This window comes from Marinobacter sp. DS40M6, assembly GCF_028581595.1.
In the GTDB taxonomy this organism is placed as follows: domain Bacteria; phylum Pseudomonadota; class Gammaproteobacteria; order Pseudomonadales; family Oleiphilaceae; genus Marinobacter; species Marinobacter salarius.
In genome coordinates this window covers 18,173-32,370 of record NZ_JAFCAE010000011.1, presented here as the reverse complement: position 1 = coordinate 32,370, position 14,198 = coordinate 18,173, and the positions used below count along the sequence as shown (strand labels likewise).

The window sequence follows — 14,198 nt, the reverse complement described above, 5'->3', positions numbered from 1 at the left end:
AGGATTGAATTTTAACACGGGAGAAACGACATGAGTCTTCTTGCTGGTAACGAATCAAATGCCTACACGCCGCCTGAGTTGTTTGCAGGTGACGCAGAGGTAATCACTAACGCCCATCTGTTTGCCTCTGGACTGACCCTGGCGATCAATTCGATTGTCGCTCGGAACGCCAGTGGTGAACTGGTTGAGTGGGTACCTGGTGCTTCCAACGGTACTGAGGTTGCGGTTGGTATTACATGTGAAGCCGTGGACACATCCGGTGGTGCGGCGATCAATCCGATCTATGAAGGTGGTTACTTCAACACCAACGCACTGAACTGGCCCGACGGTACCACTGATGCCCAGAAGAAAGGGGCATTCACCGGTACCAACATTCACCATCGGACACTCGGTTACTCCGGTTAACCGATAACCCCGTAGAGAAACTGAACAGGAGAAAAGGTTATGGCCTTTACGCCTTATAGTACCCATAAAATGCTCGGGGTTATCCGGCACCTGCCGAAACCGAGCACTTTCTGGTTGAACCTGGCATTTCGTGAACAGGTCAACTTCGACACTCAGTACATTGACTTCGACAAGATCAGTAAAGGTCGCCGTATCGCGCCGTTCGTGGCTCCGACGGTTGCCGGTAAACCGATGATGTCTGAAGGTTTCACAACCCACCGGTTCAAACCGGCCTATGTGAAGCCGATGCACCCGGTTGACCCTGATCGTCTGATCACTCGCCAGGCAGGTGAGGCGTACACAGGTAGTCAGGGTATCATGTCTCGCCGCAACGCAATCGTAGGTGACATCCTGCGTGAGCAGAACGAGATGGTGACCCGTCGTTGGGAAGTCATGGCGGCGGAAGCGGTCATCAATGGTTCGGTTGTTGTCGAGGGTGAGGACTACCCAACCCAGACGGTCAATTTCGGACGTGACGCGAACAACACGGTCACCCTGAGTGGTACTGACCTCTGGACCGATACAGCCAACTCCAAGCCGTACAAGGACCTGGAAGGCTGGTCCCTGCAGATGGCTCGGAGCGCCGGTTACCCGGTTACTGACTGGATCATGGGTGTCAATGCCTGTGAGGCTCTGCTTGAGCATCCGGACACCGAGAAGCAGTTGAACAAGGACGTCAAGAACAGCAGTTCAATGATGCTCGACCTTGGTGTGAACCAGGCCGATGAAAACGGTGCCATCATTCAGTTGAAAGGAACCATTGGTTCCGGTATCCGTATCTGGGTTTACTCGGACATCTACGAGGATGAGAACGGCGATAACGTCGAGATCATGGACCCGGACATTGTGGTTGGTATCAACCCGGCAGGTGTACAGGGTGTTCGCTGCTTCGGTGCTATCATGGACCTGGAAGCGAGCTACCAGGCTCTCGACCGGTTCCCGAAGAACTGGGCAGAGAACAACCCTTCAGTAGAGTATGTGATGACGCAATCCGCTCCGCTGATGGTCCCACGCCGGCCGAACGCCACTTTCAAGGCGACCGTTCGATAACTGGTGAATCCCCGGGGTACAATTGTGCCCCGGGATACAACTAACAGTTGATTTAAAGGGTGATCTCAATGAAACTGGAAGCACTGAATCGAGTTCAAGGTGTGAAGGTTCTCGCCGGCAAAGGTGAGGGTACAAAAACCGCACACACGGGTGACATCTTTGAAACTCGCAATGACGCTGAAGCCGAACGTCTGATCAAACTGGACGCGGCCAAAGAGTACAAGGTGGAGGACCGTCTTGCCGGCAAGGGTGAAGGGAAGTCTACTTCAACCCAGAAGAAAGCGCCTGCGAAGAAGGCCCCGGCGAAGAAAGCCACAGGTGGTAAACCTGCCGCCAAAAAGGCCGAAACGAAGGACACAGGTGGTGAACCCGGCGACAGTAAAAAAGCCGAAGACGGTTCTGATACCGCCGATGACGAAGACCTTGGTCTCAACGACTGATGAATTGGGCGAAGACCAAACAAAAAGCCAGGGATGCTGTCCACGGGACGTTCTCTGTCCCTGGCTTTTATTCAGACTCTCAGCAGACTGATCTGGAACTCTCGGTTCGGTTGCACAGGAAGTCTGCCTATCTGGGTGATAACTACAACGAGTTTTCACCAGGTTATTTCTCAGAGATCAATCGAGTGATTGTTGATCTGCGAGAAGTGACCCCTGAACGAGGGGCTGTAATTCGGTTTCCGGACTTTGAGGGAATTGAGGTTACGGTCGAGAACTACAACCCACAGGGTGAGCATTACGCACTTTGCGAGGTGAGGGCATGAGTCTCGGACTACGTTTCGGTGTGACAGGCGACGACTTGATGGTGCGGTATCTTCGGGAGTTTCCGAAGGTTGCCCGTAAGGCTTCGAAGCTGTCGATCAATGACACGATTCGCCGTGGACGCCGGATGACGAAGCAGGAGGTGATGACCCAGGTCAATCTGCCGTCCAGTTACCTGAACCAGACCCGGTTGAGTGAGAACTTCGCGACGGAAGACAACCTGGTGGGTTCTATCGTGGGTCGCCGGCGTCCGACCTCACTTGCTCGCTTTGGTGCTGAACAGCTTTACCAGTCGAACAAAACGCGCCCTGGTCGGAAGCCGGCCGGCGTGAGTGTGCGGGTCAAGAACCGTCGAAAGACTATCCCGAATGCCTTCCTGGTCAAACTGAAAGCAGGGAACAGGGATGGTGTGAACCAAGGGTTGGCAGTGCGGTTACCGAAAGGTCAGAGGCCAGATAGACGATTCGGTGGGAAACCTCTCTACAAGAACCAAAGCACAAACGTGTGGTTGCTGTACGGACCATCGGTGAACCAGATGATGATTTCCTCACGGAGTGGGAAAAGTATCGTGGAGACGCTAAAACCGCGATTGGACACGTACTTGAGTCAGGAGTTCAGGCGTCAGTTTGGGAGGTTGTACCGTGGCTGATAGTAAGCGGTTGACTATTCTCAAGGCGTTGACCGAACACCTGGAAGCGACCCCTGATTACGCACTGACAGGTAAGGTGTGGCGAGGGCGAAACCGACCAGCCCAGGAGAGTCATCAACCGTTCCTCATCCTGTTTGAAATGCCTCCTGAATTCGAGGAACGGGCTGATCGTCAGGTCCAAAAGATGCCCTGGTACATTGGCATTCAGGGGTATGTGGAACCTGACAAGACTCATCCCACGGACCCCGCCCACCAGTTTATGGCTGCGATCAAGCAGCAGATCGGGAAACTGTTGGACGATGGTGGAGCCCAGTCACCACCACCTGAGTACATGCTTAACGATCTCGTTGAGGACATCAGGTTGGATGGTGGAATGTGCTTTGAGCCCGACGAAACAACCAACTGTTGTTTCTTTGCGATGAAGTTGACACTCACGGTGGTTGAGAACTTAGGAGACCCGTATGCGTAATCAAAGTGGAGTCAAAGAACAAGCCCAGGAAGAAGTGAAGTCTGGGGAAACGATCACTGCCCGCCGCGAATACACCCTGAAGAAACCTATTGTCCAAAAGGGCAAGGATAAGGGTGTTGGCGAGAAAGTGAAGCTGAACGACCGACAAGCCGAGTGGCTGAAAGGGTCGGAACACATTTAACGTAGGAGATAATCCTTATGGATACGAAAAACTACGTGCTCGGTCGGGGCAAACTGTTTCTTGACCCTTTCGCACCGGGCACTAAAAACAAAACGGGTGAGCGTTACTTCGGTAACACCACGGAATTCAACCTGACAGTCGAATCGGAATCTCTGGACCACTTCGACAGTGACCAGGGTGTTCGTTCCAAGGACGATTCGGTAATCCTGGAACTGACCCGTAACGGCTCTCTCACCACCGACAACATCAGTGAAGAAAACACTGCCTTGTTCGTCCTTGGTGAGGTTTCCGAAGTAGCTCAGACATCGACACCGGTGACTGACGAGGCTATCGGTAACGCCGGTATTCCGCTACCTGGTCGTTATTATCAACTCGGTGCCAGTGCATCGAACCCACAGGGTGTACGTGGGGTTACCAGTGTGACCGTTACCATTGATCCTAATGGGACCTCATCTTCGGCTACTGAGGGTACCGATTACACCCTGGAAGCTGACCTGGGTCGAATCTACATCATGGAAGGTGGTGCAATTGACGGTCAGACGGAAGTTTCCGTGGACTACACACCTGACGAGAACACCCGTAAGCGAGTAACCACCAGTGCCGAGGCATCGGTTGAAGGTGCGCTTCGCTTCGTGGCGTTCAACGCCAAGGGTAAACAGAAGGACGTGTATATCCCATACGTGACCCTGCAACCCACAGGTGACTGGGCGCTGAAAGGTGATGACTGGCAAAACCAGGCGTTCTCGGTGGAAGTCGGTGAATTGCCGGGACTCGCTGCCATGTATATCGACGGCCGTCCTGCGGCTTAATTTACAACCAATGAAAGGGCGATCAACCCATGACTGATTTTCTCTACACCACGAAAGAAGTGAAGTGGGGGAAAGAAGGCAACGAGAAGGTCCTGACTGTTCGAGGATTGAGTACTCAGGACCTGACCACTGCCATTCGTACCCATAAAGATTCATTAACCAAGGCGTTCAATCTCGCAGAAGGACGACTTGAAGACGATCAGAGTATCACTGAGTTCGGTATGGAACTGATGGAACAGTTCCCTCATTTGGTGGCTCAACTGATCGCCCTGGCCGCTGATATACCGGACAAGGCCGGGGAGGTAATTCGACTCCCCGTGCCTATTCAATTCCGGCTGGTGACCGCGATCTATGAGTTGACCATCGAAGACACCGGAGGGTTGGAGGATTTTTTGGACCAAGTGTTCGCCGTTCTCAAGAGATTGAGAGTGACGACCCACTCGCTGAATTCGCTGCAGAAAACGGTGGAGGCGGCGAACACTGGTACCTGACCCTCAGACGGTGCGTCAGTGAAATGAAAGCCCACGGGCATCCTGACGCACATTTGTACCCGGTGGGGACGTTGATGGTGGAAAGCAGGCTTCTGGAAGAACACCTGAACCGTCAAACGGCCACACAAGCAATCAGTATTCAGTTGGCGATTGGGTCGGCTTTGTCCAAGGAAGGAAATAAGGCGTTCAAAGAGTTTGTTAAGAGGATGACGAACGATGGCAGTTAACCGTAAAGGCGATGTCGAGCTCGTCGTCTCAGCCAAAAACGAAGCTACCCAGACGATCAACGAACTGATCCAGTCATTCCAGAACCTGACCAAGGAAGCGGGTGGGTCTGGGATTACTGGTTTATTCAAGAAACTTTCCCAGGCAAGTGACAATCTCGGTAAGAAACAGGCTGATCTGGCTGACGCTTTGAAGCGGACCAAGGATGCCCAGGATCAACTGAAGAAGGCCAACGACGAACGAGAAAAAGACCTTCAGGGGCAACGTGAAGCCATTGATAAAACTGAAGTGTCGTTGGCGAAACTGAATGCCCAATATGATGAGTTGGAACAGGCATCCAGGAAGACCCGGGAACCTTCAAAGGCACTGACCGATACCTTCGAGCGACAGCAAAAACGACAGGTGGAACTGGCTCAGTCTGTCCAGGAAACCAGTGATGAACTCCGACAGGCCCAATCTGCATTTCAGCAGAACGACGGTGTAGACCAATCAGCCACCTCCAATATCGAGAAGTACCGGAAACGGGTTATTGAACTTGGTGAATCGTGGCGTGAGACCACCCAGGCTGTTGCTGCGGCACAAAAAGTCCTCTCTCAACGAACACAGGTGTCCGACACTGCGAACGCTGGTCAGCAGCAAGCTCAGGCCCGCCTGGATACACTCCGGGAAGAACTGACGATTGCTCGCCAAAACGAGAAGGAACAACGCAGGATTGTTCGTGAGTCGGTAGAGGCGTCTGACGAACAGGTTCAAGCCAAAGAGGAAGCCATTGCGGCAACCCGTAGACTGCGAGACCAGGTGCAGGAGCAGGTGCTGGTTGAGCGTCAGGCACGGGTTGAACGGGATGCCGCTGCCAAGTCCTACCGTGACCAGAACAGGGAAGTTGATAAGCTGGTTCGTCAGGCTGACAAGCAGAAACAGTCTTATGTTGAGTTGAAGGCAGGTCTGGATGATTACGTAAAGTCTCAGGAAAAGGCCAGTACCGAGCGTCAACGTCAGAACATTGAGAAGCTGAACGCCAGTCTGGAAAAGCTGCAGACACAGTATCAGGCGGCGGCAACCAGGGTGGAGGGCACCCAGGAACGCCTGAACAAGGCCAGTGGTCCAGACCCGAAGGCTGTTCAGCGGTTTGAGAATCTGCAACAGAAAATCCGGGATACTGAACAGGAGATTCGGGAACAGACAGGTGTTCTTGAGCAGATGCAACAGGAATACCGGGAGGCCGGGGCTTCCGCTCAACAGTTGGCGCAACAAGAACGTGAGTTGGAGAGCATCACGCAACGCCTGACACAGGAACAGCGTGAACTGGAATCTCAGACTTCGAAGACGGCCAATGCAACCGAACGTGCTGGCAAAGAAGCGTCACAGGCCGGACGACGGTTCAAAGTCTGGGGTGACGACAGTCGTCAGGCACTCTCTTTCTTACAGCGCATTCGTGGTGAGCTACTGTCAATTGCTGCAGCGTACACCGGTGTGTTTGCTGTGGGCGGGGCTGTCCGGTCAATCTACGACGCATCGGTTCTGACCCAAAGGGCGACCGCTCGACTGGCTGCGAAGTTCAACGGTGACTTTGACGCGATTGAAAAGGAGATCAAGTTCGTCAGGGAGGAAGCCGACCGTCTGGGCATCGAGTTCGAAACCCTACTGGAACAGTACACGAAGTTCGTGAACAACGTTCCTGACGGGCAACTGAGCATCGACCAGATCAGGTTCACCTTCTCTGGTATTGCAGAAGCCTCCCGTGCGGCCGGTTTGGGTACACAGGATATTCAATCGGTGTTCGTGGCGCTCGGGCAGATTGCCGCAAAAGGTGCTGTTCAACTTGAAGAACTGCGTCAGCAACTTGGTGAACGAATCCCCGCCGCCATCGAGAACACAGCCAAGGGTTTGACTGAGATGACCGGGGAACTGGTCACCACTGAAGACCTATTGGCGAGAATCAACAAAGGTGAGGTTAGTTCCACAGCCATTGTTGCCCTGGCTCAATCCTTGAAAAGTGAGTTTGGTCCAGCCCTGGAAACCGCTCTCGATTCACCACTCGCATCATTGGCGCGTTTCCGGAACACCCTGTTTGACATTCGGAAGGAAATTGCCGACTCCGGATTCATTGATACCCTAACCAACGGGTTGCAGGAACTGAACACACAAATGCGAACACCGGAATTCCGGGACGGGATGCGAACGTTCGCAAATGCACTGAGTGGTGCCGTGGGGTTTGGTGTTCTGTTGGTGAAGAACATTGACCTGGTAATCAATGCATTGAAGGCCCTGGTCGCCCTGAAGGCCGCTGGATATATCCAGTCGTTGGGTAGGCAGATGGTTGCCATGGGTGTTGCAGCATCCACTGCCGGCGCACAGGTGGCCACCGCTACAACGTTGTTGGGTAAGATGAGAGCAGCCGTGCTGGCGCTTTATCGAGCGGTCCTGTTATTACCTGCTGCGTTCTACGCAGGGTTCACCATTGGTGACCAACTTCAAAGTCAATTCCCGCAGCTTAGGAAGTTCGGTGCGACCCTCGTCGGTATCTTTGAGAAGGCGACGATCACGGTTGACGAGTATTGGCAGATCGCCATTGCCAAGTTTGAAACCGGATGGAAGGATTCGGCAAAGACCGTGGTTGCTTTCATCCTGAACCGGTTCGCTGATGGTTTCGCGTTCATCAACAGGGTGCTTGCGGACGACATTCGGAAGAAGGCGGATACCGTATTTGCACCATCGGGTGAGACAACCGCGGCGATTGCGAAGATCGAGCAGGATGCCCGTGACGCCCGTGCGGCTGTTGATGACATCGTAACCAAAATGTTCGCTGATATTGATGCCCAGAGTACGAAGAATGGCATCGTTGACCCAGAGAAGGGGCGGGAAGAAGGCGAACGTTACGGTGAAGAATTCATGCAGGGGCTCCGGGAGTTGGACTATTTCCAGACCGGTGTAAACGCAGGTAAGAGTCTGGGTGAAGGGCTCCTGACGCAATTGAAGAACATTCGCGAAGCTCTGGCTGAAGAATCGGCCGGAACCCTCGGTGAGCGTCTGAAACTGATTGAGGCGGAATACAGTGAATTCCTGAAAGATGTCGGCAACTTCCAGGTGGAAGGGGACCAGGACATCCTGTCAATTCAGGAAAAAGCCCAGGAGCGAATCAACACCCTCCGTGAAAACAGTAACATTACGCAGGAGGTGAAGGCCCGGGAAATCGCCGCCATTGAGAAGCGAGCAGCCCAGGAGGTTGCCGACATCCGGGAGAATCAGTCCTTGCTCGCTGATGCACCTGCCCTTGTCGGACGGTTGGTTGAGATTCGAAAAGAGAAAGAACGTCAGAAGCAGATCGAGACGGACATTGAAGAAACTCAGAATCGAATCAACGACCTGACTAAAAACCGCCAGGACGAACTGTCCAGGGTTAATGAGTTGGCAGAACTGGGTCTGATCACTACCGAGGAACAAGGTCGCCGGATTTCAGAGATCAATGATGAGGCTATCGGGAAACTGAAAGAGGCGGTTACCCAGGCCAAGACGCTTGCTGAAGAAACCGGGAACGCCTCCCTTTCGAACTTTCTGGACCAGTTCGATAACTTTGAGGAAGTGGAGAAGCGTCGTGCGGCACTCGAAAGCCTGAATCGCCTCGAACAGCGGATCAACGATGAATACAGTCTTCGTGAGACGAAGCTGGACACCCTCAATACATTGAGGGAGACAGGTGCCATTACGGCGGCAGACGCTGAAGAACAGTCCAAGCGCATCCTCGAAGAAAGCAACGATGTCCTGGGTGAAATGATTGATAAAGCGATCACCCTAGCACAGAAGCTCGGTGATGAGGGTTTGGTTGCCAACCTGAAGAACATGAAGGCCAACCTTACCCAGGTCAACGACCAGGTGTTCGACGGTGCCCAGTTGAGTCAGGACTTTGCCTCTGGGTTCACGAACGCCTTTGACTCCTTCATTCAGGGAACCAGGTCAGCGGCGGACGCCTTCCGGCAGTTCATTGCGGACTTCCTTCGTCAGATTGCGAATGCAATCCTGCAGGCAGTCATTCTGAACGCGATCACCGGTTCGTTCACTGGTGGTAACGGGGGAGCAGGTGGTGCTCTCGCTCAGGGGTTGAATGGATTATTCAATCACTCCGGTGGTATCGTGGGTAGAGAGGGTACCCGGAAGACAGTGAGCCCCACAGCCTTTCTGGGAGCCATCCGGTACCACTCCGGAGGCATCGCCGGTCTGAAGCCGGACGAGGTACCCACAGTGTTACAGAAGGGCGAGGAAGTCCTGACGAGGGATGATCCTCGACACAGATACAACCAAGGGTCGGAAGGTCAATCAGAAGGTGTTAAGATCATCAATGCAATCGATTCGTCGTCCATCGTTTCTGAGGGTCTGAATAAGCCGCAGGGACAGAAGGCGTTCATCAATTTCATTCGGGCGAACAAGGCCCAGGTAAAATCGGTGCTGACATAATGGCTTGGGAAACAGGTACTGCAGCGGGTCACATTGACCTGATCAATAAGATTCGGGACTTCCTGACAACCAACACCGACCTGGTGAACGCCGGGGAGAATTGGACGCAAGAACTCGGACCCACGGGGGCACTGGTAAATGGTGATTCCATTACCCTCCGTGGTCCTGGTCTCACAGGTTCGGAGAATATCTACTGTGGACTACAGGCAATTTCAAGCGTTGGTTCAGATATTTACAACATCCGAACGTGGGGGCACCCCGGTTTCTCAGCAACGCTTGACCCCAGAGACCAGGCGCTGAAATCACCCGATGCCTACGTTTTCTGTTGGAACCAGACAATGGATTATTGGATCGTTGCCAATGGACGACGGTGGGTGCTGATTGTAAAGGTCTCAACGGTCTACTCGTCCGCATATTGCGGCTTCTTTCTGCCGTATGCGACACCGAGTGAATACCCATATCCTATGACGGTTGCGGGAATCTCCTACGCCAACAGACGGTGGAGTGATCAAGGGGAGCGCAATCGGTTTATGGCCAGCCCTGGTAAAGGTGCTTTCTGGATTTATTATCCGGATAACGTCTGGCGTCAGATTTCGAACTATGAAGACAGCGATAATTCACCAATACCCGAAGGTGGAAGTGACAACCAGTGTTTCGGATATGTGTTTCCGACCAGGGACGACACTAACAGCCCGTTTGATTCCCCGGATGCGGAGTCCATTACTGCCAACGCTAACACCTGCTTTGATGGTTCCTACCTGTTGAGGGACCTGACCATCGTTTCGTCCGACCAACAGTCACCTTACAGTGCATGGATGGGTGTTCTGGACGGGGTGTACTGGATTCCTGGACGGGGTAACTCGACCGAGAACATTGTTGATAAAGACGGACAGGATCATCTGGTTGTCCAGAATCTACACCGGACTGGATTCCGTGACTACATGGCTGTGAGGTTATCGTAATGGCGTATCAGAATGTACCTGTGTCAAGCGGATACCAGGTTGTTGAACAACTGGCGAACTTTGCAGCAACGGTTGGTTGGACCGTTCATCGCGACGAAGCCAGACCGGCCGACACGTCCTACAGGATAGTCACGTTGTCAGCCGGTGGCATTTACCTCACGGTTATTGGTGATGCAACAACCATGAGGGTCAACGGTCATCGCGGTATTGACACGGGTCTGGACTGGGATCAGCAGCCGGATCAGTACATTTTCTACGATGGGGACGGTAATCGCGAAAACGATGCAGATGAGAGATACACCCGCCCCCTGTTGCGGTTCCGAGTAAACCCGATTACATCCGTTCACTTTTTCGGGGCAATGACCCCGGAACCTTATCTGTATGCAGCCATTGAGCTCGAACCCGGCTTCTACCGTCATTTCGTGATTGGCCATTTCCAGAAGTTCGGTAGTTTCAATGGTGGCACGTTCTGGGATATCTCAGGCCCTGGAAGTGACTCATTCGGTTCCTACCACTACTACCACAGGGTGCCATTCCTCTATAACGAGCGGGCAACAAGTGATACACCTTATGGTGGTTTCGACTGTGAGGACAACGCGGGAAATCCGTCTTTCTACTCATTCAATGACCCGTCGTTGAACCTATATTCCAATGGTGGGTGTTGGGCGGCAGAGGTTTACGCATTCTTTCAAGCCAACCCCATTCAGTTCAACGGCAGAAGTGCCTTGTTGTCACCCCTGGTGTGGGCAAACAGTAACGGCTATCGACCTGTTGGAACCCCTCCTGAGTTCAGGTTTGTCACAATGGATTATTTCGAGGCCGGCGACGAGTTCACAATCGGAAGTGAGACATGGAAGGTCTTTCCGTGGGCCAGAAGAAAGCAGGGTGCGTTTGATAGCGTGTCCGCTACGGCTCCTTCCGACGAGGCGACCGGCATGTATGGCATTGCGTATCGAAAGGCGTAACCCATGGCCCACGGTGAACCACCAGTTATTACCATTGACTCACCCTTCCCCGTTGCTTCTGTCAACCATATTGGCATTGAAAACACGGGTATCAAAACCATCGATGACCAGGGTGAAGGCGGTAACACATTCACGGATGTTCAGGTTTACTCGTTCTCTTTTAACGGACATCGAGCCCGGAGCTATTTTGACGACCTGTATTTCAAGGTGCATTTCACGCCTGGGCAGATAAATCTGGGTAATGTGTTGTCAGTGCAGACCGAGGAAATCCGGGTTTGGAATGCCCATTTGTCATCAAAGGACATCACTTCTTACCTGGAACCCAGCGAGGAAGGTGTGAGTGTGCAGGCACCGGTGAGTGCTCCTTACACAATGCCTCCCCTGGAAGAACTGTCCTATACCGTGACCGTTTCCACTGACGGACCCCCACAATTCAACACTGAAATTTTGTGGGTGATCGATGGTGTGAACTATTCAGTGCCAATCACCGGTCAACGGGTAGTGGTGTGGCCGTTTGGGCCGAACTGGGACCAGCCAATGTATGAGTCGTTGGAGTGGAAGACGGACGTAATCACGGCATTCAACGGTGCTGAAGAACGCCGACCTCTACGAACGAAGGCACGTAGGAGGATCAATTACAGATTGTCGTTGTGGGACAACGAACTGGTCCAGTTCCAGAATCTGCTGTTTGGCTGGCAGGATCGACAGTATGCGGTGCCAGTATGGTTCGACAAGACGGTACTCATGGACGCTGTTTCAGAGGAAGACACCTACATTCCGGTGGACACGACGACCCGTAGCTTTTTCGAAGGTGGCCTGGCAATCCTGATGAAGGACAGTTACACCTTCGAAGTGTTCGAGATTGACGAGGTAAACACTGATCACCTGATTGCAAAGAATGGGTTGGAAAACTCATGGGGTGCTCTCACTCGACTATACCCGTTGAACCTGGCGGCGTTGCCGAACGCGGTTCAGACGCAGAGACTTACCAGTAGGGTCATGACGGGATCGGTGGATTTCCAGATGTTCCCAGTGGGTAGTGATCCTTTCATTCCTGGGGAACCAGCCGTTGAGACCCTGGACGGTAAAGAGGTGATTTACAAAAAGCCGAACTGGTCGTCCCCCGTGCAGTACAGTCATGAGTCTGACTTTGAAATGCTGGACTATCAGATTGGTGCTATTCAACAGGTGGGTAAGCCTTCATTCCCACGTCAAGTCCGGCGAATGCAATGGTTGCTTCGGGATCGTTCCGAGATTAAGGATTTCAGGGCGCTACTCGGGCGGTTCAAGGGGCGGTTCAGATCAGCCTATTTCCCCTCATGGTTCAAAGACTTCGAACTCGCTGAACCGAGTGGTCTGGGTGCTGTAGCCGTGAAAGTGAAGATGTCACAGTACGATTCATTGGTGGGTGCATCCGACACTCAGAACGCCATTCTGGTTCGAATGAGAGATGGTCGAAAGTTCATTCGCAAGATCACCGGAACAAGCGTCTTCAGTGGTGAAGTAGAGCAGTTGAACCTGGACAACACGTTGCCTTATGAAGTGACACCGACGAATGTACTCATGATCTCGCTCGTTCATCTTTGCCGTCTCAGTCAGGATGGGGTTACAATCAACTATCAGTCGGATTCCGTTGCAACAGTTGAAATCAGCGCACAGGTGGTCAGAGAGTGAGTGAGGTAGAGCTATACACCGTAAACTACGACTTCAACCGGTGGCATTACACGTCGGCCGATGAGGATGTGTATGTATCACCTGTGACCTTTCGTGCGGTACCTATCGACCGAGGTAACGTTGAAATCAGCACCGATGATACAACCGCCAGTTTTACAGTTAACTGTGCGTTGGACCTTGAATTCCTTGAGTTGTTCAGGGTATCCCCTCCGTCTGGTTTGGTCACACTAAAATGTGAACGGTACGACCTTGAAAGCGAAACGGTCATCGAAGTGATCTTCAAGGGTCGCATTATCAATGTGGGGCTTGCGGAGGGAGAAGGGCAGGCAAACGTTTCCTGTGAGAGCAGCAGCCAGGCGATCCGACGGATGGGGTTGAGAAGGCACTACCAGTATGGTTGCCCTCACATGCTCTACGGTGCGGATTGTGGTGCTGACCGTGGTCAATTCGTCACGGTAGGAGCAGCGTCGAATATCACAGGTGGAACCATTGATATGACGGCAGTCGCCGGGAAAGACGATGGGTACTACGCCGGTGGTTATATCGAGTACACCCACTCTACCTTGAACACGACGGAGAGAATCGCCGTCTCGGACTCCACAGGTATCACATTAACGTTGTTCTCATTCCCGGTAGGTCTGAGCGCCGGCGATGAAGTCCGTGCCTACGCCGGGTGTGACAGGGTGCTTGCCACTTGTGATCAGAAATTCAATAACGCCGAGAATTATGGCGGGATGCCGTTCATTCCTACCAAAAACCCCTTCGGTAACGACCCACTTTTCTGAGGTGATCTATGTGGACCCTGGTGGCGGTATCGCTTGTTCTCCAAGTCCTGTCCTATGTCTTAGCACCAAAACCCGAGGGACCGAAAGACGCGACGGCAGGCAATCTTGATATTCCTCATCCTCCTATGGGTGAGGAAATTCCTGTGGTGTTTGGTCGAGTGTGGATCAAGGACTCAGGTGTGATTTATTACGGGAACCCACAGAAGAAGTCGATCAAGTCAGACGGTGGAAAGAAATGATCGTTCACCACTCGGACCTGAGAGCCCTTAAATACTGTAACA

General features: G+C 52.8%; 15 protein-coding genes. All 15 read left to right on the top strand.

What is annotated here, in order from left to right:
* Positions 1-30: 30 nt before the first annotated feature.
* Complete coding sequence (locus JJO78_RS20340; RefSeq protein ID WP_273624608.1) at positions 31-405, top strand: head decoration protein; 375 nt, start codon at positions 31-33, stop codon at positions 403-405.
* 39 nt (positions 406-444) lie between these two features.
* Positions 445-1,494 carry a major capsid protein gene (locus JJO78_RS20335; protein WP_273624607.1) on the top strand — a complete coding sequence of 350 codons (1,050 nt, stop codon included), beginning with the start codon at positions 445-447 and terminating at the stop codon, positions 1,492-1,494.
* Between the two features lie 68 nt (positions 1,495-1,562).
* Complete coding sequence (locus JJO78_RS20330) at positions 1,563-1,934, top strand: hypothetical protein (RefSeq protein ID WP_273624606.1); 372 nt, start codon at positions 1,563-1,565, stop codon at positions 1,932-1,934.
* 110 nt (positions 1,935-2,044) lie between these two features.
* On the top strand, positions 2,045-2,257 hold the full coding sequence (locus tag JJO78_RS20325) for a hypothetical protein (protein ID WP_273624605.1): 213 nt from the start codon (positions 2,045-2,047) through the stop codon (positions 2,255-2,257).
* The gene (locus JJO78_RS20320; RefSeq protein ID WP_273624603.1) at positions 2,254-2,904 is read left to right on the top strand and encodes a hypothetical protein; all 651 of its coding nucleotides are present in this window, start codon (positions 2,254-2,256) and stop codon (positions 2,902-2,904) included. Before JJO78_RS20325 ends, JJO78_RS20320 begins: the two co-directional genes overlap by 4 nt.
* Positions 2,897-3,373, top strand: coding sequence for a hypothetical protein (locus JJO78_RS20315; protein WP_273624602.1), 477 nt, complete (start codon positions 2,897-2,899; stop codon positions 3,371-3,373). Before JJO78_RS20320 ends, JJO78_RS20315 begins: the two co-directional genes overlap by 8 nt.
* Positions 3,366-3,554, top strand: a complete 189-nt coding sequence (locus tag JJO78_RS20310) for a hypothetical protein (RefSeq protein ID WP_273624600.1) — start codon at positions 3,366-3,368, stop codon at positions 3,552-3,554. Before JJO78_RS20315 ends, JJO78_RS20310 begins: the two co-directional genes overlap by 8 nt.
* Before the next feature lie 17 nt (positions 3,555-3,571).
* Positions 3,572-4,363: a hypothetical protein gene (locus tag JJO78_RS20305; protein WP_273624599.1), complete on the top strand. Its 792-nt coding sequence runs from the start codon at positions 3,572-3,574 to the stop codon at positions 4,361-4,363.
* A gap of 29 nt (positions 4,364-4,392) precedes the next feature.
* The gene (locus JJO78_RS20300) at positions 4,393-4,854 is read left to right on the top strand and encodes a phage pre-tape measure protein (protein ID WP_273624598.1); all 462 of its coding nucleotides are present in this window, start codon (positions 4,393-4,395) and stop codon (positions 4,852-4,854) included.
* A 216-nt stretch (positions 4,855-5,070) separates the two neighbouring features.
* Positions 5,071-9,531, top strand: a complete 4,461-nt coding sequence (locus JJO78_RS20295; RefSeq protein ID WP_273624597.1) for a tape measure protein — start codon at positions 5,071-5,073, stop codon at positions 9,529-9,531.
* Positions 9,531-10,493, top strand: coding sequence for a hypothetical protein (locus tag JJO78_RS20290; RefSeq protein ID WP_273624596.1), 963 nt, complete (start codon positions 9,531-9,533; stop codon positions 10,491-10,493). The genes JJO78_RS20295 and JJO78_RS20290 overlap by 1 nt, the downstream gene beginning before the upstream one ends.
* Positions 10,493-11,458 carry a hypothetical protein gene (locus JJO78_RS20285; RefSeq protein ID WP_273624594.1) on the top strand — a complete coding sequence of 322 codons (966 nt, stop codon included), beginning with the start codon at positions 10,493-10,495 and terminating at the stop codon, positions 11,456-11,458. The genes JJO78_RS20290 and JJO78_RS20285 overlap by 1 nt, the downstream gene beginning before the upstream one ends.
* 3 nt (positions 11,459-11,461) lie before the next feature.
* Positions 11,462-13,132, top strand: a complete 1,671-nt coding sequence (locus JJO78_RS20280) for a hypothetical protein (protein WP_273624592.1) — start codon at positions 11,462-11,464, stop codon at positions 13,130-13,132.
* A complete protein-coding gene (locus tag JJO78_RS20275; protein ID WP_273624590.1) occupies positions 13,129-13,917 on the top strand; it encodes a phage BR0599 family protein in 789 nt (262 codons plus the stop codon). Before JJO78_RS20280 ends, JJO78_RS20275 begins: the two co-directional genes overlap by 4 nt.
* Before the next feature lie 8 nt (positions 13,918-13,925).
* On the top strand, positions 13,926-14,156 hold the full coding sequence (locus JJO78_RS20270) for a hypothetical protein (protein WP_273624588.1): 231 nt from the start codon (positions 13,926-13,928) through the stop codon (positions 14,154-14,156).
* The last annotated feature ends 42 nt before the right edge of the window (positions 14,157-14,198 follow it).

What these genes read in the sequence shown, in the direction of transcription:
- JJO78_RS20340 (WP_273624608.1), top strand. Translation starts at nt 31, where the DNA reads ATGAGTCTTCTTGCTGGTAACGAATCAAATGCCTACACGCCGCCTGAG.
- JJO78_RS20335 (WP_273624607.1), top strand. Translation starts at nt 445, where the DNA reads ATGGCCTTTACGCCTTATAGTACCCATAAAATGCTCGGGGTTATCCGG.
- JJO78_RS20330 (WP_273624606.1), top strand. Translation starts at nt 1,563, where the DNA reads ATGAAACTGGAAGCACTGAATCGAGTTCAAGGTGTGAAGGTTCTCGCC.
- JJO78_RS20320 (WP_273624603.1), top strand. Translation starts at nt 2,254, where the DNA reads ATGAGTCTCGGACTACGTTTCGGTGTGACAGGCGACGACTTGATGGTG.
- JJO78_RS20310 (WP_273624600.1), top strand. Translation starts at nt 3,366, where the DNA reads ATGCGTAATCAAAGTGGAGTCAAAGAACAAGCCCAGGAAGAAGTGAAG.
- JJO78_RS20305 (WP_273624599.1), top strand. Translation starts at nt 3,572, where the DNA reads ATGGATACGAAAAACTACGTGCTCGGTCGGGGCAAACTGTTTCTTGAC.
- JJO78_RS20300 (WP_273624598.1), top strand. Translation starts at nt 4,393, where the DNA reads ATGACTGATTTTCTCTACACCACGAAAGAAGTGAAGTGGGGGAAAGAA.
- JJO78_RS20295 (WP_273624597.1), top strand. Translation starts at nt 5,071, where the DNA reads ATGGCAGTTAACCGTAAAGGCGATGTCGAGCTCGTCGTCTCAGCCAAA.
- JJO78_RS20290 (WP_273624596.1), top strand. Translation starts at nt 9,531, where the DNA reads ATGGCTTGGGAAACAGGTACTGCAGCGGGTCACATTGACCTGATCAAT.
- JJO78_RS20285 (WP_273624594.1), top strand. Translation starts at nt 10,493, where the DNA reads ATGGCGTATCAGAATGTACCTGTGTCAAGCGGATACCAGGTTGTTGAA.
- JJO78_RS20280 (WP_273624592.1), top strand. Translation starts at nt 11,462, where the DNA reads ATGGCCCACGGTGAACCACCAGTTATTACCATTGACTCACCCTTCCCC.
- JJO78_RS20270 (WP_273624588.1), top strand. Translation starts at nt 13,926, where the DNA reads ATGTGGACCCTGGTGGCGGTATCGCTTGTTCTCCAAGTCCTGTCCTAT.